Genomic DNA, 26,510 nt, shown 5'->3' on the forward strand with positions numbered 1-26,510 from the left:
ATACGACTATGAAATTGAACTTCTCTTTATACCGTTACAATCCGGATGTAGATACCAAGCCTTACATGAAAGAGTATACCCTTGAGGTAGACGAAGGCTCAGACATGATGGTGCTTGATGCATTGATTCTGCTAAAAGAGCAAGATCCAAGCATCGCGTTCCGTCGCTCATGCCGTGAAGGGGTATGTGGTTCTGATGGTTTGAACATGAATGGTAAAAATGGTCTAGCGTGTATCACACCGTTATCTGCTCTACAAGGCGATAAGATAGTTATTCGTCCACTGCCAGGGTTACCTGTCGTGCGCGATCTTATCGTTGACATGACGCAGTTCTATGATAACTATGCGAAAGTTAAACCATTCTTGATTGATGATGGTGCATTACCACCATCACGCGAGAACCTACAATCGCCTGATGATCGTGCGCATTTAGATGGATTGTACGAATGTATCATGTGTGCATGTTGTACAACGTCTTGCCCATCATTCTGGTGGAACCCTGACAAATTCATCGGTCCAGCTGGTCTTCTTGCGGCGTACCGTTGGCTAATTGATAGCCGCGATACGGCAACAGATGAACGTTTGTCTGATCTTGATGATGCATTTAGCGTTTTTCGTTGCCATGGCATCATGAATTGTGTAAGTGTTTGTCCTAAGGGATTAAATCCGACGAAAGCCATCGGCCATATTAAGTCGATGCTGGTTAATCGCTCGGTTTAATTTACTCGCTCTTAGGAATGTCGCAGTGTTGCGGATCACCCGATATGACCGCTTCACTGCTTCAAGAATATTTCGAGTAAAGAATACAAAAATTGCCGACTAGTTCTGGTCGGCTCTTATAGCTCGGCAAAGACCGAAGCAAACGTGAAAACTACTGGTTAAGGGAAAATATGCACAACGGCGTGATGAAGGCATGGCTCGAGTCTTCACACTTGGCTGGCGCCAATGCAACGTATGTAGAGGACCTCTACGAACTGTATCTAAGTGATCCCGATCTGGTAAGTGAGGAGTGGAAACGTGTTTTTGAAGGCTTACCTAAGCCGTCAGAAGAAGTGGCAGAACAACCACATTCACGTGTCCGTGACTACTTCCGTCGACTCGCTAGAGAAACAAAGCATTACAATGTCCAAGTTAGTGACCCAGATGTCGATGCAAAACAAGTAAAAGTTCTACAGCTAATCAACGCATACCGTTTCCGCGGACATGAAGCTGCAGAATTAGACCCACTAGGTCTATGGCAACGCCCAACCGTGGCGGAGTTAGACCCTGCTTTTCATAATCTTACCGAAGATGACTTCGAAGAAACTTTCAACGTAGGTTCTTTTGCTGTTGGGCAAGAAACCATGAAGTTGAAAGACATCTATGAAGCCCTCAACAAAACTTACTGCGGTTCCATCGGTGCTGAATACATGCACATGACTGACACAGAGCAAAAACGTTGGATCCAACAACGTCTTGAGTCTGTCGTAGGCCAGCCATCATTCAACAAAGATGAGAAGCGCACATTCCTAGAAGAGCTAACAGCCGCTGAAGGTTTGGAGCGTTACCTCGGGGCGAAATTCCCAGGTGCAAAACGTTTCTCTCTAGAAGGTGGTGACGCACTGATTCCGATGACGAAAGAGTTGATCCGTCACGCGGGAACAAGTGGGATGCGTGAAGTGGTTATCGGTATGGCTCACCGTGGTCGTTTGAACATGCTGGTGAACGTGCTTGGTAAGAAGCCTCAAGATCTTTTCGATGAGTTTGCCGGTAAACACGACGAAACTTGGGGTACGGGTGATGTGAAATATCACCAAGGCTTCTCTGCCGACTTTGCTACCCCAGGTGGTGATGTTCACTTAGCTCTTGCATTTAACCCATCGCATCTAGAAATCGTCAACCCAGTAGTCATGGGGTCGGTGCGAGCACGTCAAGATCGCTTGGGTGATAATCAAGGTAGCAAAGTGCTTCCTATCACTATCCACGGTGACTCTGCAATCGCTGGTCAGGGTGTGGTTGCCGAAACGTTCAACATGTCACTGGCTCGCGGTTTCCAAGTCGGTGGTACGGTGCGTATCGTTATTAACAACCAAGTTGGCTTTACGACGTCTAACCCTCGTGACACGCGTTCAACGATGTACTGTACAGATATCGCGAAGATGGTTCAGGCGCCAATTTTCCACGTGAATGCCGATGACCCAGAAGCGGTTGCTTTTGTTACTCGTATTGCTTTGGATTACCGCAACGAGTTCAAGCGCGATGTCGTGATTGATTTGGTGTGTTACCGTCGCCACGGTCACAACGAGGCCGATGAGCCAAACGCGACTCAGCCTTTGATGTACCAAAAAATCAAAAAACACCCTACACCACGCAAATTGTATGCGGATATTCTGATCGATAAAAACGAATCAGATATCGAGACAGCGACTCAGTTAGTCAATGAGTACCGCGACGCATTAGACCGCGGTGAAGTAGTGGTTAAAGAATGGCGTCCAATGGCGTTGCACTCTGTGGACTGGTCCCCTTACTTAGGGCATGAATGGGATATGGAGTGGGATTCAAAATATGACAAGACGCGTCTTATCGAGTTGGGTAATCGTCTTTGTCAGTATCCAGAAAGCCATAAACTGCAAAGCCGTGTTAATAAGCTTTACAACGATCGCCTAGCAATGATGACCGGTGAAAAAGCAATCGACTGGGGTATGGCCGAAACATTGGCGTATGCAACATTAGTTGATGATGGCAAGCGTATTCGCCTTTCTGGTCAGGATTCGGGTCGTGGTACTTTCTTCCACCGTCACTCGGTTCTTCATAACCAAACAGATGCAAGTACGTACATTCCATTAGCGAATATTCATGACAATCAGGGGCCATTCCAAGTGTTTGACTCAGTACTGTCAGAAGAAGCGGTATTGGCATTTGAATACGGTTACGCAACAGCAGAGCCAGGTGGTTTGACTATCTGGGAAGCGCAGTTTGGTGACTTTGCCAACGGCGCGCAGGTTGTGATTGACCAATTCATCTCGTCAGGTGAGCAGAAATGGGCACGCTTATGTGGTCTCACAATGCTTCTACCTCACGGTTACGAAGGTCAAGGCCCTGAGCACTCCTCTGCACGTCTAGAGCGTTACCTTCAGTTGTGTGCTGAGCAAAATATGCAGGTTGTAGTTCCTTCAACACCGGCTCAGGTATACCACATGATTCGTCGTCAAGTTGTACGCCCAATGCGTCGACCTCTGATTGTTATGTCGCCAAAATCTTTGCTGCGCCATCCTCTATGTACTTCGACAATTGAAGACTTAGCGGACGGTACATTCCAATCTGCAATTCCAGAAGTAGATGATTTAGACCCAAGCAAAGTAAAACGCGTCGTGTTCTGTTCAGGTAAGGTTTATTTTGACCTACTGGAGCAGCGCCGTAATAACGAGCAAGACGATGTCGCTATCGTGCGTATCGAGCAGCTTTATCCATTCCCGATGGAAGAAGTACAAGCAGCGATTGCTCAATACACCAACGTTGAAGACTTCGTGTGGTGTCAGGAAGAGCCTCAGAACCAAGGTGCTTGGTACTGTAGCCAACACAACTTCCGTGCCGCTATTCCTGCAGGTGCAGATCTTAAATACGCAGGTCGCCCAGCTTCTGCTTCGCCAGCAGTTGGCTACATGTCGGTGCACTTGAAACAACAAAAAGCGTTGGTTGAAGACGCTCTGAACGTGAACTTAAAAACTTCAAATTAAGAACTAGAAGTTAAAGGAAGAAACAGATATGACAATTGAAATTCTGGTTCCAGATTTACCTGAATCAGTTGCTGATGCAACCGTAGCGACATGGCACAAACAACCAGGCGACGCAGTAGAGCGTGACGAGGTTTTGGTTGACATCGAGACAGACAAAGTCGTGCTAGAAGTGCCAGCTCCGGAAGCAGGCGTTTTGGAAGCTATCGTTGAAGAAGAAGGTGCGACAGTACTTTCTAAACAAATCATTGCTAAATTGAAGCCAGGTGCAGTTGCAGGTGAGCCTACCGCAGACAAAACAGAAGGTACGGAAGCATCTCCTGATAAACGTCATAAAGCTGCGCTTAGCGAAGAAAGTAATGATGCACTAAGCCCAGCAGTACGTCGTTTATTGGCTGAGCATGGCTTAGAAGCAAGCCAAGTGAAAGGCACTGGCGTTGGTGGTCGTATTACGCGCGAAGATATTGAAGCGCATCTTGCGAACGCTAAAACTGCGCCAAAAGAAGAAGCACCAGCAGTGGTTGACGTGCCGGCAGCGGCTCGTAGCCAAAAACGTGTTCCAATGACTCGCCTGCGTAAGACAGTCGCTAACCGTCTGCTAGAGGCGAAGAACAACACGGCAATGCTAACGACGTTTAACGAAGTGAACATGAAACCAATCATGGACCTTCGTAAGCAGTACAAAGATCAGTTCGAAGAGCGTCACGGTATTCGTTTAGGCTTCATGTCTTTCTACGTGAAAGCTGTAACAGAAGCGCTTAAGCGTTACCCAGAAGTAAATGCTTCGATTGATGGCGATGACATTGTTTACCACAACTACTTCGACATTAGCATGGCGGTATCAACGCCACGTGGTCTAGTTACACCAGTCCTAAAAGACTGTGACAAGCTTGGTTTCGCTGATGTTGAAAAAGGCATCAAAGAACTGGCTATCAAAGGTCGTGATGGCAAGCTAACGGTAGACGAGCTAATGGGCGGTAACTTCACTATCACAAACGGTGGTGTGTTCGGTTCACTAATGTCTACACCAATCATCAACCCACCTCAATCAGCGATTCTTGGTATGCATAAGATCCAAGAGCGCCCGATGGCAGTGGATGGCAAAGTTGAAATCTTGCCGATGATGTACCTAGCGCTGTCTTACGATCACCGCCTAATTGATGGTCGCGAGTCTGTTGGCTTCCTAGTGACTATTAAAGAGTTGCTAGAAGATCCAGCACGTCTCCTATTAGACGTTTAATATCGCTAAAACGTCTAGTTATCGTAGGTAGCTAGACGTTAAAAATTTCAATGGCTAGACTAGCTCAACGTCTGGCCTTCATTTGAATCCCACACCATGAGTACTCGTGATGAGGGATTGATTTGAGAAGACCCTACAGACGTACAAGCAGCCAAGACTGCAGCGTTATGGAAATAATAAATCCCTTAAGGGAAAAACAAACGGAATATCGAAATGAATTTGCATGAATACCAAGCCAAACAGCTGTTTGCAGAATTCGGTTTGCCTGTGCCAGAAGGCTACGCGTGTGATACACCACAAGAAGCTTTTGAAGCTGCAGGCCGTATCAGTACAGAAAAGAAAGTAGTTAAATGTCAGGTTCACGCTGGTGGCCGTGGTAAAGCGGGCGGTGTAGAGCTGCACGATACAAAAGAAGGCGTTAAAGAGTTTGCACAAAAGTGGTTAGGTAAAAACCTAGTGACTTACCAAACTGACGCTAACGGTCAGCCAGTTACAAAAATCCTTGTTGAAGAAGCTTCAAACATTGCAAACGAATTATACCTAGGTGCGGTTGTTGACCGTGCAAGCCGTAAGATCGTTTTCATGGCTTCAACAGAAGGTGGTGTGGAAATCGAAAAAGTTGCGGAAGAAACGCCGGAGCTTATCCACAAAGCAGCAATCGATCCACTAGTAGGCCCACAAGCTTACCAAGGTCGCGAGCTTGCGTTCAAACTTGGTCTTGAAGGCGACCAAATCAAACAATTCGTTAAGATCTTTATGGGTCTTGGCACTATGTTCGCCCAGTACGATCTTGCTCTACTTGAGATCAACCCGCTTGTGGTTACTGGTGAAGGTAACTTGCTATGTCTTGATGGTAAGATCAACATCGATTCAAACGCTCTTTACCGTCAGCCTAAGCTTCGTGAAATGCACGATCCATCACAAGAAGATGAGCGCGAAGCGCACGCAGCTCAGTGGGAACTGAACTACGTAGCACTAGACGGTAACGTTGGCTGTATGGTTAACGGTGCTGGCCTAGCAATGGGTACGATGGATATCGTAAACCTACACGGCGGCAAGCCAGCTAACTTCTTAGATGTAGGTGGTGGCGCTACTAAAGAACGCGTTGCTGAAGCATTCAAGATCATCCTATCTGATGACAACGTGAAAGCGGTACTTGTAAACATCTTCGGCGGTATCGTACGTTGTGACATGATCGCAGAAGGTATTATCGGTGCGGTTAAAGAGGTAGGCGTAAGCGTACCAGTTGTTGTTCGTCTAGAAGGTACTAACGCAGACTTAGGTCGCGAAGTTCTTGCTAATTCTGATGTTGATATCATTGCTGCTGAGTCGCTAACGGATGCTGCTCAGAAAGTTGTTGCTGCTGCGGAGGCTAAATAATGTCTGTATTAATTAACAAAGACACTAAAGTAATCTGTCAGGGTTTCACTGGTGGTCAAGGTACGTTCCACTCAGAGCAAGCTATCGCATACGGCACTCAGATGGTTGGTGGCGTTTCTCCTGGTAAAGGTGGCCAAACTCACCTAGGCCTACCTGTATTCAACACAGTACGCGAAGCAGTAGAAGCAACTGGCGCAACAGCGACAGTCATCTACGTGCCAGCACCTTTCTGTAAAGATGCAATCCTAGAAGCGATTGATGCGGGCATCGAGCTAATCGTAACAATCACGGAAGGCATTCCTACAACAGATATGATCGACGTGAAAGTGAAGCTAGAAGAAACTGGCGTTCGCATGATCGGTCCAAACTGTCCGGGTGTTATCACTCCTGACGAGTGTAAGATCGGTATCATGCCTGGTCATATCCACAAGAAAGGTAAAGTAGGTATCGTATCTCGCAGCGGTACTCTAACTTACGAAGCAGTTAAGCAAACGACAGACGAAGGTTTCGGCCAGTCTACTTGTGTTGGTATTGGTGGTGACCCAATCCCAGGTTCAAACTTCATTGATATCCTAAAACTTTTCCAAGAAGACCCTGAAACTGAAGCGATTGTTATGATCGGTGAAATCGGTGGTACAGCAGAAGAAGAAGCAGCAGCATACATTAAAGAAAACGTAACGAAGCCAGTGGTTTCCTACATTGCTGGTGTAACTGCTCCTCCTGGTAAACGTATGGGCCACGCTGGTGCGATTATCTCTGGCGGTAAAGGTACTGCTGAAGACAAATTTGCAGCACTAGAAGCGGCGGGCGTTAAGACTGTGAAATCTCTAGCAGAGATCGGCCAAGGTCTACGTGAAGTAACGGGCTGGTAATTTCCAACTCGAAGCTTAAAGCTAAAAAAGCCTAGCAATTATTGCTAGGCTTTTTTGTATCAAGGTACTTTTTACGATTTTTGGCGAATAAATTGGCTAAGCATAAACAGAGATGTTGCGCTGATTACTACTGATGGGCCAGCCGGCGTATCGAAGTGCCATGATAGGCTAAGCCCCATTAGTACTGCCACAGAGCCAATAATAGATGCGAACAGTGCCATTTGCTCTGGTGATGAAGAGACCTTACGTGCTGTTGCTGCTGGGATGAGCAGCAAAGAAGTCATGATAAGTGCCCCAACAAACTTCATTCCTACGGCAATCACAACACCTACCATAAGCATTAACACCAACCTAACCAAGTCTGTATTGACGCCCTCGACGGCAGCAAGCTCTTCACTAACTGTGCTCGACAATAAAGGTCGCCAAAAAACGTAAAGACACACACTAACAGCAGCGACACCTGCGTAAATGAACATCAGATCTTGCGGAGATACTGCGAGTAAGTCACCGAACAAGTAACTCATCAGATCTACACGGACATTATCCAAGAAACTAACAGAAACTAGACCAACAGATAATGCGCTATGGGCGAGTATACCCAGAAGCGTATCGGTTGCGACCAGTTGTTGTTTCTGCAATGTCACGAGCAATACGGCGAGTGCTAAACAGCAAACGAGTAGTGCAAGATAAAGGTTCACGTTGAGCAGAAAGCCTAATGCCAAACCCATCAATGAAGCATGTGCCAGGGTATCACCGAAGTAAGCCATTTTGCGCCAAACGACGAATGACCCAAGAGGACCTGCAATGATCGCGATGCCAATACCAGCAAGAATAGAAGGTAGAAGAAACTCAATCATGGTGATGATGTCCGTGTTTATGGTTGGAGCATGATGTCGCATCGCCAGTTACTGGCGTTCCGGATAAATCGTGATGATGATGCTCGTGGTCGTGATGATAAAACGCGAGCGATTCTCTCGCTGCATTGCCAAATAGCGCGATGTAAGAAGGGTGCTGAGTAATCGTGGCAGGTGAACCAGAGCAGCAAACATGGTGATGCAGACAAATGACATCATCTGTTTTGGCCATTACTAAATGTAAGTCGTGTGACACCATAAATACACCGCAATCGAATCGGTGACGAATGCTTTCAATTAGATCGTAGAGATCGATTTGACCTTGAATATCCACACCCTGCGCAGGTTCATCTAGCACTAACAGCTCTGGGCGTTGAAGCAAAGCACGCGCAAGTAATACGCGTTGGTTTTCACCACCTGATAAGCGATGCATGTTACTACTAATTAAATGCTCAGCGCCAACAAGCCTTAATGCATCAATACATTCTTGTTTACTGTATTTTCCTGCTAAATTTAGAAAACGGGTGACATTCAATGGAAGAGAGTCATTGAGTTTCAATTTTTGAGGAACATAACCAATTTTTAGTTTTCTTTGTCGGTTTAATTTGCCGCTAGTCGGTTTTTGAAGGCCTAAAATGACTTTGACTAACGTTGATTTTCCCGCTCCATTGGGACCAATTAGGGTTGTTATTTTGCCCTTTTGTAATTCCATACTAATGTTATCGAGAACTCTGCGGCCATCGAACTCGACGCATAAGTGCTCAAGATGGACTAAGGAAGACATGAATGAAACTCATTTGCAAATCAATAATGTTATAATGTAACATTATCACACTTTCTACACCATATCCCAAGTAAAACTATGAAAAGAGCATTAATTCTTGCTGCGTCAGCGATGCTAACGTTGCCAGCACACGCAGTAACGGTACTAACGAGTATCAAACCTATTCAGTTATTAGTGACAGAGCTTACTCAAGGGGTGACTTCGCCAGATGTATTACTGCAGTCTAACACTTCGCCCCATGATTACGCTTTACGCCCATCGGATGTTAAGAAAATCGCTTCTGCTGATTTAGTCATTTGGTACGGACATGATCTCGAACCGTTTCTGGAAAAAGTCGTGTCAGACAGATCGAATACTCTGACTATTAGTCAAATTCCAGATCTAGATTTGCGTGAGTTTGATAGTGAGCACAACCATGACCATGATGGCCACGATCATGGTTCACATGATCCGCACTTTTGGTTAGGTGTAAGTCAAGCACAACAAGTTGCCAAGGCTGTCGTAAATCAACTAGGATCACTTGATCCGGAAAATGCAGCACAGTACCAAGAAAACCTTAAAAAATTTGAAACTGAGCTCAGCCAGACGGACCTAGAGATCAAGAAGAAATTATCGCCAGTGAAAGACAAAGGTTACTTTGTGTTTCACGATGCTTATGGTTATTTCGAAGAGCGTTATGAGTTAAATCAAATGGGGCACTTCACCGTGAGCCCGGATCGTAAGCCGGGAGCAAAAACCTTAATCCAAATTCGTCAAAAGTTAAGTTCAGGAGATGTAGCCTGCGTGTTTTCTGAACCTCAGTTTACTCCAGCTGTCGTTCAGAGCGTGATGCGAGGTAGCAAAGTTGCCAAAGGTGAACTTGACCCATTAGGGAGCACAATTGAAGCAAAACCGGGCAGTTACTTTACTTTTCTCAACAATATGGCGAATAATTTTGAGCAGTGCTTGAGCCAAAAGACGGATTAAGTAGTGTTGTTGTGTAGGAATAGTCCTTTTAACGTGATCCAGTAGTAAGAATTACAACCTTTGGCAAGGCGAGCCTTTTCTCAAACAGTAATTGAGATATCATTATCAATAATTAGCAGCTCAAAATAACCGTATAAGTCCATGCTGTAGAAGATATGGACGGTGAGCGCCGAGCACAAATTGATATAAAAGGTTTTCGTCTTGCTACGCCAATTAGCCCTTGTCTTGTTGGGCTTTTTCCTATCTTTCCAAGCATTTGCTCTTCATAATGCGAATGCCATCTTTTACCCTTTGCCGACTCAGGTTAAGGGTACTTTTATTGCGGCTAAAAAATTGTTCTTGGGTGAGCAAGGGGGCTTGTGGATTCACGACGTGCATGGGCGGGTGTTGTTTTATGATGGCCAAAATATCCTACCTAAATCAGGCAGTTTTTTACAAACGTCTGCCAAGCAACTGGCTTATCATGAAGGCTCGTTCTGGACCTTTGTTGAGAATGAGGTGTATCAAACTTATCCAAATCAAGAAAGACGTTTAGTCTTTAGCTTAAACCCCGGGTCGCAAATAAGAAAAATCGGTTCTTCTGAAGATTATATTTGGGTTAGTGATGGCGCACATTTCTATACTTACAACATCGATACTAGCGAGTTAAAGTCCTTTTCTTTGTTGCAGCTCTATCAACATAGCAACAATAGCTATGTTTATATTAACGATGCAGTTCTGCTCGAAGAGAAGTGGGCACTTGCTACAACTTCTGGCTTTTATCTTTCAGAAGGAGATAAGTTTGACCATGTAGTCGCTTCAGGTCAGAACTACATTGAAAAGATCTACTACTCACACACGCGCAGAGAAATTCTGGTAGGAACGTTGCGTGGGGCATTAATTTTCAATATTTATCAACCTGATGAAGAGGTGATTAAGATTGGCGGTTCTCATGTATTGACTTTCGCTGAGACAAATCAAGAGTACTGGGTGGGGACTGAGCATGGTCTGTATTTATACTCATTCTTGTCAGGCGAAGTGACAGAAGTCGAGCCTGCAAGCTTTCTTGAACTGGAGCTGGATAATACAAAGATCTATTCGCTATTGAGTGACAACATGGGAGGGATGTGGATCGCGACTAACCAAGGCATTCGTTATTACTCCTTGTTTAGTAAAAAGTTTGAACGAGTAACCTTCAGTAGTTACGACTCGCAAACCTTATCAGGGCGAATTCGACAAACCGCCACAGGACCTGATGATGCGCTTTGGTTCGCGGATGACCGAAAGCTTTATCGGACAGGTGAGAGTGGCAATATCAAAGTCTTGGAGCTTGATTCGCAGATCAATGAATTTGCATTTCAAGGTGGGATGCTTTGGCTTGCGACCTCTAAAGGGCTCGAAATATTCGAGTTGAATGGTCTTAACAAAGTGACATTTCCTTATTTACAGGTTATGGCTGGACACGCAGTGGAGCACGTGACTGTAGATGGTAATGATCGTCTCTGGGTATCAAGTGGATACCATCTTTACAATATTGATATAACCAAGCAAAGCGTAAGAAACTTTGGAAGTGAGTGGCTAGTAAGTCAGTACTTACCAGCTAAGGTTACGCGTTTATACGACACTGAAGATTCTCTATTGATAGGGACCGATCATGGGGTTTATCAATACAGCAATGAAAACATCCAGTTCATCCGCTATTCCGAAAAATTTGGTGAATCATTAGACATGGTCAAGGCGGTTGATGGCAGTCAGTGGTTTGCGTCATCTTACGGCGTTTTTAAAACCATTAAAGGAAGTTACGATAAACATGTTGTTGAAATGAGTGTGCCCAACGCGCGACCTGCTTGCTTGATCAGAGACAGGCAAGGTGTGTGGTTAGCCTCTTCTGTCGGATTAAGCTATTACCACCTTTCGGGTGAATTAGTGAAACATTATTCATCGGCGTCTGGCTTAATGAACAACGAGTTTCTACCAGGAATTTGCAGTGTTATACAGCAAAAAGAAGGTGGTGAGCGAGAGCTCGTCCTAGGGTCGAAATACGGGTTGGTAAAAGCTGAAGCATCCAAGCTGCTTGTGTCCAACCCTCCAGAGTCGAAGTTTATCGTGAGCCAAGTTGTGCTTGAAAACGAGGTTCTACAAGTTGGTAGCGCCGATTTGAATGGAATAAAATTACCGTATGGCTCTTCTCTAAGTTTCTTATTTGGCGTGATGCCAAAACCAGACAGCCAAAATTTGTATTATCGATTGAATAGCGATGATCCTTGGCAAGCGCTAGAGGGAGGCCAACTGACTCTAGAGCACCTCAATTCCGGTGAATACCATCTACAGGTAAGTAATGAGTCTCAAGTCGCTGCTGGGTTGGTTGGGCTCGAGTCGTATTTTATTGTGCTTAATCCTTGGTATTTATCGCAACTCGCAATTTTAGGTTTTGTGGTCGCGAGTATTGCCATGGTTGCACTACTTATGTACTGGCGTTCTCGCTATGTTGTACAGGCTAACCGTGATTTAGCTGCGCAAGTGACACTCAAAACTAACCAGTTGAGGCATCAAAGCCGAGTGTTGTTGACGAGTAACCAACAGCTACGTAAACAGATTCAAGTCAGAAACCTGCTGGTTGATCACGTGGCGCAATCTATTAAGTCCAGTGTCGATTTTATAGCGGCAAAATTACCCATACCTTTGGATGCAGCTACGGAAGATCATCTGGCGAAAACGACATGGCAATTAAATGAGTTAAAAAGTGTTCCTGGTGAAGCTAGCGGCGGCAGTCACAATTACAATTTGAGTCAGATAACTCAATCGGTGGTTGATGTATGGCAAGATGATTTTGCGAAGGCTGGGATTATGGTGGAGCTTGAAGATGAGAGAAAAACAAGTCGAATTGCTCTGGAAAGCTTTAACCTTGATGTTATCTTCAACAGCATTTTTGCCAATATCATCAAGCGTTCTTTCCGAGGCCAAACGGTGAGAATCATGCTAGAAGAGGGCAATGATATTGTTTCATTGAGTTTTCTTGATTATGGGACGCAACTGCCTAATAAAGTGACGACCGGGCGTCCATCTAATATGAACCACTCTGAATTGAGTATTGATCATCTTGCCCAGTTAGTGACAACGAGTGGAGGATACTTGGCGGTGTTTACTTCCGACGCTCAAAATAAAATCGAAATTACATGGCCAACTGCGAAGGAGATGAGTTATGTGGATGAATCTCTGCAAGAATTTGAGTCTGAACCTATCGTCGAAGATAAAGTGACCCCAGAGAAAGAATGGTTGCAAAAAGTCTATCAGCTGGTGGCTGAGCACTACCATGACCCTGAATTTGGTACTGCTTTAGCGGCTAAAATGCTGTTCATGTCAGAACGCTCTTTACAGAGGCGCTTTAAATCAGCCTCGTCAAGAACGTTAAAAGATTATGTAACCGAAGTTCGTTTAGAAACGGCGTGTGAGCAGTTATTAGCGGGCGAGAAAATCAGCGAAGTAGCGTTTAACTGCGGCTTTAATGATCCTTCTTACTTTAGCCAAAAGTTTAAATTGCATTTTGGTTTGCCTCCTTCCAAGTTTGCTTTGACTCAAGAAAGCCAAGAAACCAACTAAAAAAACTCATTACACACTCCCTAGTGAATATTCAAAAGACTGGGGAGCTGCTTATAGTGCTCTACTATTGCTAGAGCTACCAATGCAGTGATTCTCATTGCTTCTTCATCACATCGAGCCTACAAATCCATTCTCAATACGTAAGCACGGTCACGCTCTATCTGTTAGTAGCGCTGCTCTTAGCTATAACCATACATGGCTTAAGAGTAAGGATTTACCTACGGCGACAAATAGATGAATGGTTGTATTTTTGTATCTAGAGTGCGTTGGTTCATTTGAGTAGTGGGGGTATGCGAAATTCGTGAAAACAGAACTGTGCTGAAAAGGTGGATAAGATAAAGAGTTTAGAGAGAGATGAAAAAAAATATCGTGGTATAGCCGGGGGGACTATACCACGGGTGTCAATGACACCTTCGCTTGCTGCCGGAGTGACATGTTGCCATGCCACCTCTGGAATTCATTTGAGAGGTTGCCCTCTCGATGGAGTAACTATACGAGAGGTTACTTATTTTTCTTATAAAAATAACGCCATGTTGATATGAGAAAAACGACAAAGTTTTAAATGTTATTTAACTTGTTGTTTTGTATTGAATTTTTTGTCTTTGCCATCTATTTGTGACATTTTTATTTCATTGGCCGTGATTTTTAATTGTTAATTTTGACGTAAATAACGAGAGGAAATTTACGGAGTTGACGTTTGAAAGCATGAAAACATTTATGAAATCTTTGATTTTACACAAGGATTGAAGGGTTATAGGAGAGTAATATTGGCAGCCTAAACTTATTAAATAATAATATTTCTCATTAGCAATACTCTTAAGGGCCACTATGAAGTTATCAGAGATTAATCCTGGCGATACGGTGACGATTCGATTGTTAGATGGTCTTTCATCAGATATCAGAAAGAAACTCATGGTAATGGGGCTGCTTCCCAATACAGAAGTCAAAGTGATTCGACGTGCTCCAATGGGCGATCCTTTACAAGTCGAAGTCCGTGGTGTGTCTGTCGCCTTGCGAGAAACCATTGCTCAGAAAATTGAAGTGGAGCGAGTGTAATGCAATATCAAGTGCTTACCGTAGGTAATCCTAATAGTGGTAAAACGACGCTATTTAATGGTTTGACTGGCGCAAAACAGCAAGTTGGTAACTGGGCAGGCGTCACCGTTGAAAAGAAAACGGGACAATTCAAACATGCGGGTGACGAGTTTTTGCTCACTGACCTTCCTGGTATTTACTCGTTAGACAGTGGTAATGATAGCAATAGTATTGACGAATCCATTGCATCGCGTGCGGTTCTAACTCATCCTGCCGACCTCATTATCAACGTGGTTGATGCCACGAGTTTAGAGCGCAGCTTATATATGACGTTACAACTTCGCGAACTTGGCCGTCCTATGATTGTTGTTCTCAACAAAATGGATGCGCTAAAACGTGAACGTCAAATGATTAACGTTTCAGAGCTTGAGAAAACGTTAGGTTGTCCTGTAGTAAGTTTATCTGCAACCAATAAAACTCAAGTTGCAGAGTTTAAAGAAAAACTTCATAAGTCCATTGTTCAAGGGGTCGCGCTTAAAGAGTTATCTTTGCATTACGGTGAAAAGATGGAGTTGGCGATTCAAACTGTTTCCGCACTTTTTAACGATCAAACCGTCGCCCATCGTGCATTAGCGATTCGTGCGCTTGAAAAAGACACGATGGTTCTCAATAGCCTTTCCGATATTGATAGAAGCAAAGTATTGGAAGTCACTGCGACTTTAGACTTGGATATCGATTTGCATGTCGCGGATACCAAGTACACATACCTGCATGAACAGTGTAAAAAAGTTCGCCGAAGCGAAGGCAAATTAAGCCGTAGTGTGACTGAAAAACTCGACCAGTTTATTTTGAACAAGTGGATTGGGATCCCATTCTTCTTTGTTGTTATGTACTTGATGTTTATGTTCTCGATTAACATCGGTAGTGCATTTATCGACTTTTTTGACATTGGTGTAGGCGCATTGCTGGTTGATGGTGGACACCACTTATTAGATGGTCACCTCCCCGTATGGCTAGTTACGGTGATTGCTGATGGTTTAGGCGGCGGTATTCAAACAGTTGCGACCTTTATCCCGGTCATAGCGTGTTTGTACTTATTCCTTGCTGTGCTTGAGAGCTCGGGTTACATGGCACGTGCTGCGTTTGTGCTTGATAAAGTGATGCAGAAAATCGGCTTGCCGGGTAAAGCGTTTGTCCCTTTGGTTCTTGGTTTTGGCTGTAACGTTCCGTCAATCATGGCAACGCGCACGCTAGACCAAGAGCGTGAGCGCAAGTTGGCTGCGTCGATGGCACCGTTTATGTCATGTGGTGCTCGCTTACCTGTGTACGCTTTATTTGCTGCCGCTTTCTTCCCAGGCTCTGGTCAAAACATTGTGTTTGCACTTTACCTACTTGGTATTGTCGCCGCGGTGTTTACCGGTTTGTTCCTCAAGCACACGCTGTATCCTGGCAGCAGTGATAGCTTGGTGATGGAAATGCCTGACTATGAGCTTCCAACGTTGCAGAACGTCGTGATCAAAACTTGGCAAAAACTTAAGCGTTTTGTATTGGGTGCAGGTAAAACCATCGTAGTGGTTGTTGCTATCTTGAGCTTCCTCAACTCGCTAGGAACTGACGGTACATTCGGTAATGAAGACAGTGATAAATCGGTTCTATCAAAAGCCGCTCAGGTTGTGACGCCAGTGTTTGCACCAATTGGTATTCAAGAGGATAACTGGCCAGCAACGGTTGGTATTATTACTGGTATCTTCGCGAAAGAGGCAGTCGTGGGCACATTGAACAGCTTATATACTACGCCAACCGATGGAGAGGATGCAGAATTTGATCTTATGGGTAGCCTAGAACAAGCGGTGATGAGCATTCCTGAAAACCTATCAGGGCTGAGCTATTCTGATCCGCTGGGAATTGACGTCGGTGATTTAGCGGATTCTCATGCAGTCGCAGAGGAGCAAGAAATTGATGAATCGATCTTTGGTAACATAAAAGAGAAATTTGTTTCTGGTCATGCTGCTTTTGCGTACCTAATTTTTATCTTACTTTACACTCCTTGTGTGGCTGCGATGGGTGCCTATGTTCGAGAATTCGGCAATAACTTTGCGCGCTTTATAGCGGTATGGACAATGGGGCTCGCGTACTTGAGTGCGACTTTCTATCATCAGCTTATGCATTTCGCAGATAGCCCAGTAACAAGTGGTATTTGGATGGCTGTGATCGTAGCTATCTTCTTTGGCACATACCGTGTGTTCAAACAAGTTGGTAAGAAACAAAACGGTGCATTAGAGGCGCAAGTCGTATGATTTTAAAAGAGCTTTATCAATATATTGCCGAAAAAGGAACGGTTTCCCAATCTGAGCTAGCAAAACAGTTCGGAATGAGTGAAGACGGTGCAGACGCCATGTTAAGTGTATGGATTAACAAAGGTCGCATTTCTCGCTTGGTAGATACAAATAAAGCTCATCATATAACGCGAATACGCTATGCAGTCACAAAGCACGATGGTTTGTCACTTACCGTAACCATGTAGTAGGAACAATGAACCATCGCGCACAAACAACAAAGCCGCATCAGCAATGATGCGGCTTTTTACTTTCTACCTGAATTAAAAGTTATATAACGGTTACGCTTTACGGAAGATAGAGCTTAACGACAGCACATTACGAATTCGGTTAAGAATCTCTTCTTGTTCTTCGTCAGTACGAAACTCACCTTTGGTGTTACCCCAAACTGGTCCCGGCCATGCCATATCGTCTTTAAAGCGCGCAATATGGTGAATGTGCAGCTGTGGCACCATGTTACCTAGGGCGCCAAGGTTTAACTTGTCTGGGCGGAATGTCGCTTCGAGTGCTTGGCTTACCGCTTGAGATTCGAGCAAAAACTGTTGTTGCTCTTGCATTGGCAAGTGGTGTAGCTCTTTCAAATTTTCGCGTTTAGGCACCAAGATAACCCATGGCACAGCATTATCTTTATGAAGAAGCGCGACGCAAAGTGGGAAGTGACCAATCACCGAAGTGTCTTTTGCCAATTGAGGATGAAGTTCAAAACTCATTATTGCTGTCCGATTAATTTTTAGTTTGAATTAGTATACGACAGATAAAACAAAAGGTTGGCGCTTTCACGTCAACCTTTGTCATCATTTAGCTTGTGCTACTTAAGCTAACTACGTAAAAGCGGATTACATACGCTCTAGAGTATCGATACCCAGTAGAGACAGACCTTGCTTGATGGTCTTCGCTGTTAGCGCAGCTAGTTTCAGACGGCTTTGTTTCACTGCTTCGTCTTCAGCAACTAGGATAGGGCACGCTTCGTAGAAGCTAGAGAACTGACCTGCTAGTTCGAATAGGTAGCTACACATGATGTGTGGTTGGCCTTCGCGAGCAACAGATTGCACCGCTTCTTCGAACTGCATAAGTTTAGCAATAAGTGCTTTCTCTTTCTCATCAGTGATTTTGATGTCACCTTGGAGAGCATCCATAGCAACACCAGCTTTAGCGAAAATTGAAGCTACGCGAGTGTATGCATATTGCATGTATGGTGCTGTGTTACCTTCAAACGCTAACATGTTGTCCCAATCGAACACGTAGTCAGTCGTACGGTGTTTAGATAAGTCAGAGTATTTAACCGCTGCCATTGCAACTGTTTTAGAGATCTTCTCTTTTTCTTCTGCATCTAGTTCAGGGTTTTTAGATTCGATCAGCTGTGCTGCGCGAACTTCTGCTTCATCCAGAAGATCTGCCAAACGAACGGTACCACCCGCACGAGTCTTGAATGGCTTTCCGTCTTTACCCAGCATCATGCCGAACGCGTGGTGCTCAAGAGATACAGACTCAGGCACGTAGCCCGCTTTACGAACAATCGTCCAAGCTTGCATTAGGTGCTGGTGTTGACGTGAGTCGATGAAGTAAAGCACACGGTCTGCGCTTAGCTCTTCATAACGATATTTTGCACATGCGATATCTGTTGTTGTGTATAGGAAACCACCATCGCGTTTTTGAACGATAACGCCCATTGGTTCGCCATCTTTGTTCTTGTATTCATCTAGGAATACAACTTGCGCGCCATCATCTTCAACGGCAAGACCTTGTTCTTTTAGGTCTGCAACGATCTTAGGAAGCATGTCGTTGTACATGCTTTCGCCCATTACGTCGTCACGAGTCAGTGACACGTTTAGACGGTCGTAGTTGCGCTGGTTTTGGATCATGGTTACATCAACGAGTTTTTTCCACATTTCTGCACAGTACTCGTCACCGCTTTGCAGTTTTACCACGTAGTTTCGCGCCTTTACTGCGAACTCTTCATCTTCATCGTACAGCTTTTTCGACTCACGGTAGAAGCCTTCGAGGTCCGCAAGTTCCATAGAAACTTCGCCAGACTCTTGTTGTACACGCTCAAGGTTTGCGATAAGCATGCCAAACTGAGTACCCCAGTCGCCGATGTGGTTCGCGCGGATCACTTTGTGACCTAGGAACTCAAGCGTACGTACTACCGCATCACCGATGATGGTTGAACGTAGGTGACCAACGTGCATTTCTTTTGCTACGTTTGGTGCAGAGTAATCAGCGACGATGGTTTGTGCTTCTTCTTTAGCTACGCCAAGACGTTCGTCTGCTAGCGCCGCGTCGGCTTGTTTCGCAAGGAACTCTTCGCTTAGGAAAATGTTGATGAAACCAGGGCCAGCGATTTCTGTTTTGCTCGCAATACCATCTAGGTCTAGAACATCCAGTACTTTCTGTGCAAATTCTCGAGGGTTAGTACCCAGTTTTTTAGCAACGCCCATTACGCCGTTTGCTTGGTAATCACCAAATTGTGGCTTTGCTGATTGGCGAACGGCTGCAGGACTGCCTGCAGGTGCGCCAGCGGCTTCTAGAGCCTGAGATACTTTGTCATTAATAAGTGCTTGGATATTCACACGCGTTTCCTTCAATTCAAGGACAAAGAACTCGGCAAAATGTACGCCGAGCTCTGTTAGAGTTCACAAAAATGGGGCTAATCATAACAACTTTATTGCTTTTCATACAGAGATGAATAGGCGAAATTTTTACTTTTTCGATTGAATGGAAATGTGGCTTAGTTTGCGTTTACTATTGCGCTCAAAGTAATGAGATAAATCGCCCCATAAGAGAGCCACAATGACGACTCAACTAGTTGAAAAGCGCCTAACGCCTGAATTGATGATCCAAGATCTGGACGCATTTATGGCGAAGATTGAAGAGCTTGCAACCCTGTTAAAACTGGATCTGAGCTTTGCTCAAGCTGACCATATTGCGCTACGTATTAATGATACTGAAACAGCGAAAGCCGCGCATGAAGCATGGAATCAATACGGTAAGGTGGTTTCACAAGCGAAAATAAACGGTCGCCCAATCATCGTTATCGAATTCGACAAAGCGTTGGAAAGCCGTGGCTGGAAGATTGAGTGTCTGGAGCTGCCATATCCTGCGGAAGGCAAAATCTACCCAACTGAAAGCTGGGAACATGTGGAGTTTGTGATTCCGTCTCACGCCGAAACCGCAGATGAGTTTCTTGCTGATTTGAAACACACTTACCCAGCGTTTGGCGCGCGTTTTGATGAGTTAAAAGAACTGGGTGTGAAGATCAAATTGTCGAGCCCGAAAGGGGAAGGCGAACGCTTGAACAACCCAACCGTGGCGTTTAAGTACCAAGGCATTTGTATCAAGCTGCACCCGCATTCACTTAAGCGTATTGTGGAGTCTGAGCAGGCGTAAAACGCTAGAGTGAGAATTGCTGAGTTGCGAGAGGCAAAAAGGGAGCCGAGGCTCCCTTTCGTAAGCGAATCACTATTTAGCCGGTGACTTGCTTTTTGGGTTGGTAATGGAAAGTTTTTTGCCTTTCAACTCTTCATCTAGAGTTAGTGTGAAAGTCTTTGGAAACGGCATTCGTTTACAATGATCCACTTTGTTCCTGACGATTGTGAGTAGGGCTTCCGTTGAAGAGTTTTGCTCTATTTTTAAGCTAAAGTCATCGTTCTTACTGCAGCCATTAGACTCGGCGATAAATGAAATTTGACTATCGCTAGCTTGGTACGCTTCTACCATGATTGCTTGGTGTTCTGACTCTTGACCTTGCTGCATTTCTGTATTTGCCGAGCAAGCGACTAAGCTGATTGAGCTCAAACCAAGCAGCATTGTTTTGAGTATATATTGCATCTTGTTATCCTTTTTTCGACGTAGGAAAGGACCTGCAGCTAGCAACATTAATAGGCTAATTGAGAAGCTGCCGCCTGAACTCGATGTTTTGGTTACGCTGCTCTCGCTAGTGTTATCTGAACTAACTGACATCTTGATATTGCGAATATACGCTTGCGCGCTGTAAATGCCACTCGAACGCGGGGTTTTGAGGTATGCAAACGTTATTGTATTAGATGTTTTGTGAAGATCGATCTGGAGCTCTTCATAATCGAGGCGTTGGTTGGTGATATGGTTAAATTGACCATTAACTAAGATGGCAAAGTGATCAAAGCCATCGGACATTACTTTTAGATCCATTGTAAGTTTGCCCTTCGGAAGATCGGTCAAAACTAGCTCAGATACCCCAGCATAAGTTCCCATATCTGCAGATTGAAGTTCACCATTTTCAGCCGTCCAAGCGTATTCACTGGTATAAACATTGACGTCTGCTAGCGGAACGGCATTACGCACTGAGCTGTTCGCTTTATCTACACCTCTATACTTAAAAGTTGTTGTAAGTTTGGACAGCTTCGGATGATCGGTAAAGAGCTCTAGCGTTTCTACCGACTCCGAATAGCTAGGTTGGTAGCCCACGGTAACTTGGCAGCTTTGAGAAGGTTTTAAGGTACCAGTACAAGTGCTTTCATTGACAGTGATCCCGCTTGATATTATGCCTCCGTAAAAGTTGAACGGGGTAGTATCGTCATTACGAATAGTAAAGGTCTCTTGCTGCGCTTTTCGCTCAACGAAATGAAGATCTCGATACTGAGTGAAGCTGATGGTATTGCGATGACTATCTATCCAGCCATTGTGCTGAAAATGAGCGACGTTTGCATAAACGCCATAAGCGTTTGGTTGAGCACATCCATCCCCCCAACTGACCACGCCTAGTAATTTGTTGATGCCGTTATCGTCAACGATGAGCGGACCGCCGCTATCTCCTTGGCAGCTATCTTTTCCTCCCCAATAGTATCCGGCGCAAATACCGTCATCTGATACATTAGAGTAATTTCCCGATAGGTTTTGGCAAGTAGCTCGATCTACGTATTCCAAATCAACATGTTGTAAAACGGTTGGATATACTCGGTCTGTCGTGGACGTATTTCCCCATCCAGCCACGTGCAACTTATCTCCTACGCGTACACTATCCAAAAGCTCTGGCGTTGCCAAATCGATAGTCGCGCTATCGACATTACGTTCTAATTCGATAAGAGCGATGTCATTGTTCGTTGTATTACTGTTATATGCAGTATGCGAGTAGATATTGTTAACCGCGATGCGCTGCGCGTGAGACTCGTTGTTTTGATCATAAAGACCAAGAGCGATATCAATATCGTCCGCATTAAGACCTTCCACACAGTGCGCAGCAGTTAATACGTATTTTCCACCAAGGAAACTACCGCCACAGAAGTGACCAATAGATGTTGGCTGTCCTTTACGGACCAGTGAAGCAATAAACTTCCAGTCGGAAGTATTAGCTGGCTCGCCGCCAATAATGCGAGTGGATACATCATTCTGAACAGGCTTAAGAGTATCTGCGATTGTGGTTGCTGGCAAAGTCAGCCCAATCAGAAAAGCCACTAACGTTTTTTTCATTTTAATTCCGTAATATTAACGTGGTTTATTATAAGGGGACCAAATGATAAACGGAATCATTCTCTCAGTAAATAGTTGTAGTGAAATGAAAAATTATAATATATCGGTTTAATTTTGATGGTTAGAGTCGGGGGGATATCCCTGAAAAGATGAAACCCGCCAAGTTGGACGGGTTTCATTCTCGTTGTAACTAGTGCGGAGGGATTACAGGATCACTGTTTTATTTCCATAAACAAAGACGTGGTCGTTAATGACTTTATTCAACGCTTTGCTCAACACATTCTTTTCTACATCGCGTCCCGCTTGTGCCATATCTTGGGCATTGAATGTATGGTCGACAGGAATTACGTCTTGCTTGATGATCGGCCCTTCATCTAAATCATTGGTCACGAAGTGTGCCGTTGCACCGATGATTTTCACACCGCGATCGTAAGCTTGTTGATATGGCTTCGCGCCAATAAAAGCAGGTAAGAAGCTGTGATGAATATTAATGATTTTGTGGTGGTATTTCTCAACAAATGTAGGCGTCAATACGCGCATGTATTTAGCTAACACCAAAAAATTAGCATCGTATTGGTCGATCACTTCTAGCATCTTCTGCTCGTGTTCTTCACGGCTAAGGTTTTCATGGGTCACGTGGTGGTAAGGAATGTCGAAGCGCTCGGTGAGAGTTTGAAGTTTGTCGTAATTCCCCACCACAGCGGCGATCTCAACATCTAGGCTTCCATCGTAGGTTTTCATCAGAATATCGCCTAAACAATGCGCTTCTTTTGTGACGAGAATGACGATGCGCTTACGGCGAGAGCCAACCAATTTACGCTTAGCACCTTGCGGGAGGGCTTGGTCCAAGTCGGCAAGAAACGTTTGATCGTTGAAGTATCCCTCCAGCTCCGTTCTCATGAAAAAGTGGCCACTGGTATTATCAACAAATTCGTTATTGTGAACGATGTTGAGTTGGTGCTTGTAACAGATGTTAGTGATTTTCGAGATGAGACCCGGGGCGTCAGAACAGTGGGTCAACAGTGTTTTCTTTTCCATAAATCAGGTACTTCCATGCATTAATATTTTAGCGTACGAATTTGTTATTATTCCCAGGCGGGTGTAACTGTACTGCCATGTTTCACCATAAATAATCTATTCTTACGTTGGTTTCAACAAAATATCCGTGCGTCGCCGCAAGCTGGCCAGATTGTGGGCTGATGTCACTCCTATTCCTCTGATATACTCTCGATAATTTTTCAAACTCAATACCAAGCATGATCGCAAAAACTTTTTCCTCTGATGGCGCGTTAGGTAAGGCCATTCCGGGCTTTCAAGCTCGTCAGCCACAAATCGATATGGCGGAAGCCGTCAGCAGTGCGATCAAAGATCAAACCCAGTTGGTGGTGGAGGCAGGAACCGGAACCGGTAAGACCTTCGCATACCTAGTCCCTGCGCTGTTGAGCGGTAAAAAAGTGATCATCAGTACAGGCTCGAAAAACTTGCAAGAGCAGTTGTACCATCGTGACTTACCGCTCATGGTCAATGCGCTTGGTTTTTATGGCCAAGTGGCGTTATTAAAAGGGCGTTCTAATTATCTGTGTTTGGATCGTTTGAGCCGCCAAATGGTCGAAAGCCACACTAATGAATCTGACCCGACGTTATTAACTCAACTGGTTAAAGTGCGTGCTTGGTCATCAGAAACCAAAACAGGTGACCTTGGGGATTGTGATGATCTGCCAGAAGACAGCATGATCATTCCGACCATCACCTCAACCAATGATAACTGTTTAGGTAAAGAGTGTCCGAGCTACACCGATTGCTTTGTATTGAAAGCGCGTAAGCGAGCCATGGATTCCGACATTGTTGTAGTGAACCATCACTTGTTTCTTGCTGATTTAGCGATCAAAGAAACAGGATTTGGTGAACTGATTCCAGAAGCCGATGTGTTTATTTTTGATGAAGCTCATCAGTTGCCAGATATTGCGAGCGAATATTTCGGCCAGTCAGTTTCAAGCCGCCAAATTCACGATCTTGCCAAAGACATTGAAATAGCCTACCGCACCGAAGCCAAAGATATGCGTCAATTGCAAAAAGTGGGCGACAAACTCATGCAAAGCGCAATGGACATGCGGATTGTATTGGGTGAGCCAGGCTTTCGTGGCAACTGGCGTGAGGCGTTGCAATCAGGTTCTATTAAGCGAGAATTATTGCGCTTAACTGACAGCCTCGAATTGGCGATTGATGTACTCAAAATAGCTTTAGGGCGCAGTCAATTACTGGATACCGCCTTTGAACGAGCCAATTTGATCAAAGGCCGCATCGACCGCGTCTGTGATGTCGATATTACCGGTTACTCATACTGGTACGATACCTCGCCTCGTCATTTCGCTCTGCACATTACGCCTCTTTCTGTCGCGGACAAGTTCCATGAGCAAATAGAGATTAAACAAGGCGCGTGGATTTTCACGTCAGCAACCCTAGCCGTATCGGGCGACTTCAAGCACTTTACTGAGCGCCTTGGCCTCAAGCCTACAAAGCAATTTTCTCTGCCGTCCCCCTTTGATTATCAAAAACAAGCGCGCCTTTGTGTGCCAAGGTATTTGCCAGAGCCAAACAGTAACGGCTTAGCGGATAAGTTAGTCCGAATGCTTGCTCCGGTGATTGAAGAAAATGATGGTCGCTGCTTCTTTTTATGTACCTCGCACAGCATGATGCGTGAACTAGGTGAGAAGTTCCGAGAAGTACTTGAGCTGCCTGTGTTAATGCAAGGGGAGATGAGTAAGCAGAAAACCTTGGCGGAGTTTATGGAACTGGGTAACGCTTTACTCGTGGCGACAGGCGCTTTCTGGGAAGGGATTGATGTTAGAGGTGATGCGCTGAGCTGTGTTATTATCGACAAATTACCGTTTACCGCCCCTGACGATCCGTTACTCAAAGCCCGTATCGAGGATTGTCGATTACGTGGCGGTGAACCATTTGCTGAAGTACAAATCCCGGATGCAGTGATTACGTTAAAGCAGGGTGTAGGGCGATTAATTCGAGATCAGAAGGATCACGGTGCGTTGATCATTTGTGATAATCGCCTCGTCACGCGAGACTACGGTGGTATTTTCCTCGGAAGCCTACCACCTATCCCAAGAACGCGAGACTTAGATGGAATCAAAGCATTCCTGAAAGCAGAACAATCTGTCACAGACGCAAGTGCTGAGGCATAACCCAATAAATGAGAGTTGTAGAGAGTTAAATGAGCGCAAAAATTCTTGCTATCGATACAGCGACTGAAAACTGTTCAGTTGCGTTGTTGGCTAATGATCAAGTGATTTCACGTAGCGCGGTTGCACCACGCGATCACACCAAGAAAGTACTGCCAATGGTTGATGAAGTACTCAAAGAAGCCGGCCTGACTCTACAAGAGCTAGATGCGTTAGCGTTTGGGCGTGGTCCAGGTAGCTTTACTGGCGTTCGTATCGGTATTGGTATCGCACAAGGTTTGGCGTTCGGCGCTGACTTGCCTATGATCGGCGTTTCAACGCTGGCTGCAATGGCTCAAGGTAGCTATCGCTTACATGGTGTGACCGATGTCGCTGTGGCCATTGATGCACGTATGGGTGAAGTTTACTGGGCACGTTACACTCGCCAAGCAAACGGTGAGTGGGCAGGTATGGATGCAGAGTGCGTAATTCCACCAGCACGCCTAGTCGAAGAAGCACAAGCAGACGACAAAACGTGGACGACAGCAGGTACGGGTTGGGATGCCTACCAAGAAGTATTAGCAGACCTACCGTTTAATTTGACGCATGGTGACGTTCTGTACCCTGATTCACAAGACATCGTGATTCTTGCTGAACAAGAATTTAAAAAGGGTAATACTGTGCCGGTAGAAGATTCTAGCCCAGTTTATCTACGCGATAATGTGACATGGAAAAAACTTCCTGGCCGCGAATAGTCCGTTTTTCATTAACCTGACAAAAAGCAGGGCGTTTGCCCTGTATTTTTATGGAGTGCTATGGCGTCGATTAATGGCTTGCCTCCTTCTTTGATTCCCGGTGCAAATCGCACTAATAAAGTCAGCAAAAAGAAGCAGGTAGATAAATCACAAACAAAGCAGCCTGTAGGTCAGCCTTCAAAGGTTGCTAACGCTGTGGCGCACTCCATAAAACACGTGGATGAGTCCCAAATTCACCGAGCTCAAGTGCAATATGACCTTCCCGAAGGGAGTGCACGTAAAGCGATGGAGCAGTACATGGATGTCATGAATCGAGCTAAAAAAGAGGAACTGGCTCAGTTACTTGGTGTCGATATTTACGTGTGAGTACTTTCCCCCA

19 protein-coding genes and 1 pseudogene are annotated in these 26,510 nt (G+C 45.0%); 14 read left to right on the forward strand and 6 right to left on the reverse strand.

Going from position 1 to position 26,510, the window contains the following annotated elements; genetic code table 11:
• Positions 1–8 precede the first annotated feature (8 nt).
• From NDJ01_RS10160 to sucD, 5 genes are all read left to right on the forward strand, one after another.
• Positions 9–719: a succinate dehydrogenase iron-sulfur subunit gene (locus tag NDJ01_RS10160; protein WP_005382174.1), complete on the forward strand. Its 711-nt coding sequence runs from the start codon at positions 9–11 to the stop codon at positions 717–719.
• A 170-nt stretch (positions 720–889) separates the two neighbouring features.
• Positions 890–3,715 carry a 2-oxoglutarate dehydrogenase E1 component gene (gene sucA / locus NDJ01_RS10165; protein WP_047009528.1) on the forward strand — a complete coding sequence of 942 codons (2,826 nt, stop codon included), beginning with the start codon at positions 890–892 and terminating at the stop codon, positions 3,713–3,715.
• 28 nt (positions 3,716–3,743) lie between these two features.
• Positions 3,744–4,952 (forward strand): 2-oxoglutarate dehydrogenase complex dihydrolipoyllysine-residue succinyltransferase, encoded by a 1,209-nt coding sequence (gene odhB / locus NDJ01_RS10170; protein ID WP_047009527.1) that lies wholly within the window; start codon positions 3,744–3,746, stop codon positions 4,950–4,952.
• Positions 4,953–5,165: 213 nt separating this feature from the next.
• Positions 5,166–6,332, forward strand: coding sequence for an ADP-forming succinate--CoA ligase subunit beta (gene sucC / locus NDJ01_RS10175; protein WP_005393009.1), 1,167 nt, complete (start codon positions 5,166–5,168; stop codon positions 6,330–6,332).
• Positions 6,332–7,204 (forward strand): succinate--CoA ligase subunit alpha, encoded by an 873-nt coding sequence (gene sucD / locus NDJ01_RS10180; protein WP_005382181.1) that lies wholly within the window; start codon positions 6,332–6,334, stop codon positions 7,202–7,204. The genes sucC and sucD overlap by 1 nt, the downstream gene beginning before the upstream one ends.
• A gap of 71 nt (positions 7,205–7,275) precedes the next feature.
• On the opposite strand, the gene znuB is transcribed toward sucD, so the two are convergent.
• Together znuB and znuC are read right to left on the reverse strand one after the other, a co-directional pair.
• Entirely contained in the window at positions 7,276–8,061 is a 786-nt protein-coding gene (znuB, locus tag NDJ01_RS10185) for a zinc ABC transporter permease subunit ZnuB (RefSeq protein ID WP_258586868.1), read from the reverse strand.
• A complete protein-coding gene (gene znuC / locus NDJ01_RS10190) occupies positions 8,054–8,842 on the reverse strand; it encodes a zinc ABC transporter ATP-binding protein ZnuC (RefSeq protein ID WP_006742704.1) in 789 nt (262 codons plus the stop codon). The genes znuB and znuC overlap by 8 nt, the downstream gene beginning before the upstream one ends.
• Positions 8,843–8,920: 78 nt before the next feature.
• On the opposite strand from znuC, the gene znuA reads away from it, so the two are divergent.
• The 5 genes from znuA to NDJ01_RS10215 all read left to right on the forward strand — a co-directional run bounded on the left by znuA (position 8,921) and on the right by NDJ01_RS10215 (position 16,946).
• On the forward strand, positions 8,921–9,808 hold the full coding sequence (znuA, locus tag NDJ01_RS10195) for a zinc ABC transporter substrate-binding protein ZnuA (protein WP_006742703.1): 888 nt from the start codon (positions 8,921–8,923) through the stop codon (positions 9,806–9,808).
• 201 nt (positions 9,809–10,009) lie between these two features.
• Positions 10,010–13,387 carry an AraC family transcriptional regulator gene (locus NDJ01_RS10200; RefSeq protein ID WP_258586652.1) on the forward strand — a complete coding sequence of 1,126 codons (3,378 nt, stop codon included), beginning with the start codon at positions 10,010–10,012 and terminating at the stop codon, positions 13,385–13,387.
• An 828-nt stretch (positions 13,388–14,215) separates the two neighbouring features.
• Entirely contained in the window at positions 14,216–14,443 is a 228-nt protein-coding gene (locus NDJ01_RS10205; protein WP_005382190.1) for a FeoA family protein, read from the forward strand.
• On the forward strand, positions 14,443–16,719 hold the full coding sequence (gene feoB / locus NDJ01_RS10210; protein WP_258586653.1) for a Fe(2+) transporter permease subunit FeoB: 2,277 nt from the start codon (positions 14,443–14,445) through the stop codon (positions 16,717–16,719). Before NDJ01_RS10205 ends, feoB begins: the two co-directional genes overlap by 1 nt.
• Positions 16,716–16,946: a FeoC-like transcriptional regulator gene (locus NDJ01_RS10215; RefSeq protein WP_005396058.1), complete on the forward strand. Its 231-nt coding sequence runs from the start codon at positions 16,716–16,718 to the stop codon at positions 16,944–16,946. The genes feoB and NDJ01_RS10215 overlap by 4 nt, the downstream gene beginning before the upstream one ends.
• Positions 16,947–17,039: 93 nt before the next feature.
• On the opposite strand, the gene NDJ01_RS10220 is transcribed toward NDJ01_RS10215, so the two are convergent.
• Positions 17,040–17,468, reverse strand: coding sequence for an HIT domain-containing protein (locus tag NDJ01_RS10220; RefSeq protein WP_012842045.1), 429 nt, complete (start codon positions 17,466–17,468; stop codon positions 17,040–17,042).
• 126 nt (positions 17,469–17,594) lie between these two features.
• A complete protein-coding gene (argS, locus tag NDJ01_RS10225; RefSeq protein ID WP_012842044.1) occupies positions 17,595–19,328 on the reverse strand; it encodes an arginine--tRNA ligase in 1,734 nt (577 codons plus the stop codon).
• 220 nt (positions 19,329–19,548) lie between these two features.
• On the opposite strand from argS, the gene NDJ01_RS10230 reads away from it, so the two are divergent.
• Positions 19,549–20,145, forward strand: a complete 597-nt coding sequence (locus NDJ01_RS10230; protein WP_145532351.1) for a VOC family protein — start codon at positions 19,549–19,551, stop codon at positions 20,143–20,145.
• Between the two features lie 450 nt (positions 20,146–20,595).
• Here the strand turns inward: NDJ01_RS10230 and NDJ01_RS10235 are convergent.
• Together NDJ01_RS10235 and purU are read right to left on the reverse strand one after the other, a co-directional pair.
• Positions 20,596–22,203: pseudogene (locus NDJ01_RS10235) on the reverse strand (trypsin-like serine protease); the annotation flags it as partial.
• A 204-nt stretch (positions 22,204–22,407) separates the two neighbouring features.
• Complete coding sequence (purU, locus tag NDJ01_RS10240; RefSeq protein ID WP_258586654.1) at positions 22,408–23,241, reverse strand: formyltetrahydrofolate deformylase; 834 nt, start codon at positions 23,239–23,241, stop codon at positions 22,408–22,410.
• A gap of 218 nt (positions 23,242–23,459) precedes the next feature.
• Here purU and NDJ01_RS10245 point away from each other — a divergent pair, with 218 nt between their 5' ends.
• From NDJ01_RS10245 to NDJ01_RS10255, 3 genes are read left to right on the forward strand one after another with little or no spacing between them, the layout of a single operon-like run.
• Positions 23,460–25,400, forward strand: coding sequence for an ATP-dependent DNA helicase (locus tag NDJ01_RS10245; RefSeq protein WP_005382210.1), 1,941 nt, complete (start codon positions 23,460–23,462; stop codon positions 25,398–25,400).
• A gap of 29 nt (positions 25,401–25,429) precedes the next feature.
• Positions 25,430–26,131 carry a tRNA (adenosine(37)-N6)-threonylcarbamoyltransferase complex dimerization subunit type 1 TsaB gene (gene tsaB / locus NDJ01_RS10250; protein ID WP_226421909.1) on the forward strand — a complete coding sequence of 234 codons (702 nt, stop codon included), beginning with the start codon at positions 25,430–25,432 and terminating at the stop codon, positions 26,129–26,131.
• 60 nt (positions 26,132–26,191) lie between these two features.
• Positions 26,192–26,497: a hypothetical protein gene (locus NDJ01_RS10255; protein WP_012842040.1), complete on the forward strand. Its 306-nt coding sequence runs from the start codon at positions 26,192–26,194 to the stop codon at positions 26,495–26,497.
• Positions 26,498–26,510: the final 13 nt, after the last annotated feature.

Origin of the sequence: Vibrio sp. HS-50-1, from assembly GCF_024747315.1 — a bacterium.
Taxonomy (GTDB): Bacteria; Pseudomonadota; Gammaproteobacteria; order Enterobacterales; family Vibrionaceae; genus Vibrio; species Vibrio diabolicus.

Bases quoted from the DNA above. Each gene is read 5' to 3' on its own strand.
- NDJ01_RS10160 (WP_005382174.1), top strand. From the start codon at position 9: ATGAAATTGAACTTCTCTTTATACCGTTACAATCCGGATGTAGATACC.
- sucA (WP_047009528.1), top strand. From the start codon at position 890: ATGCACAACGGCGTGATGAAGGCATGGCTCGAGTCTTCACACTTGGCT.
- odhB (WP_047009527.1), top strand. From the start codon at position 3,744: ATGACAATTGAAATTCTGGTTCCAGATTTACCTGAATCAGTTGCTGAT.
- sucC (WP_005393009.1), top strand. From the start codon at position 5,166: ATGAATTTGCATGAATACCAAGCCAAACAGCTGTTTGCAGAATTCGGT.
- sucD (WP_005382181.1), top strand. From the start codon at position 6,332: ATGTCTGTATTAATTAACAAAGACACTAAAGTAATCTGTCAGGGTTTC.
- znuB (WP_258586868.1), bottom strand. From the start codon at position 8,061: ATGATTGAGTTTCTTCTACCTTCTATTCTTGCTGGTATTGGCATCGCG.
- znuC (WP_006742704.1), bottom strand. From the start codon at position 8,842: ATGTCTTCCTTAGTCCATCTTGAGCACTTATGCGTCGAGTTCGATGGC.
- znuA (WP_006742703.1), top strand. From the start codon at position 8,921: ATGAAAAGAGCATTAATTCTTGCTGCGTCAGCGATGCTAACGTTGCCA.
- NDJ01_RS10205 (WP_005382190.1), top strand. From the start codon at position 14,216: ATGAAGTTATCAGAGATTAATCCTGGCGATACGGTGACGATTCGATTG.
- feoB (WP_258586653.1), top strand. From the start codon at position 14,443: ATGCAATATCAAGTGCTTACCGTAGGTAATCCTAATAGTGGTAAAACG.
- NDJ01_RS10215 (WP_005396058.1), top strand. From the start codon at position 16,716: ATGATTTTAAAAGAGCTTTATCAATATATTGCCGAAAAAGGAACGGTT.
- NDJ01_RS10220 (WP_012842045.1), bottom strand. From the start codon at position 17,468: ATGAGTTTTGAACTTCATCCTCAATTGGCAAAAGACACTTCGGTGATT.
- NDJ01_RS10230 (WP_145532351.1), top strand. From the start codon at position 19,549: ATGACGACTCAACTAGTTGAAAAGCGCCTAACGCCTGAATTGATGATC.
- purU (WP_258586654.1), bottom strand. From the start codon at position 23,241: ATGGAAAAGAAAACACTGTTGACCCACTGTTCTGACGCCCCGGGTCTC.
- NDJ01_RS10245 (WP_005382210.1), top strand. From the start codon at position 23,460: ATGATCGCAAAAACTTTTTCCTCTGATGGCGCGTTAGGTAAGGCCATT.
- tsaB (WP_226421909.1), top strand. From the start codon at position 25,430: ATGAGCGCAAAAATTCTTGCTATCGATACAGCGACTGAAAACTGTTCA.
- NDJ01_RS10255 (WP_012842040.1), top strand. From the start codon at position 26,192: ATGGCGTCGATTAATGGCTTGCCTCCTTCTTTGATTCCCGGTGCAAAT.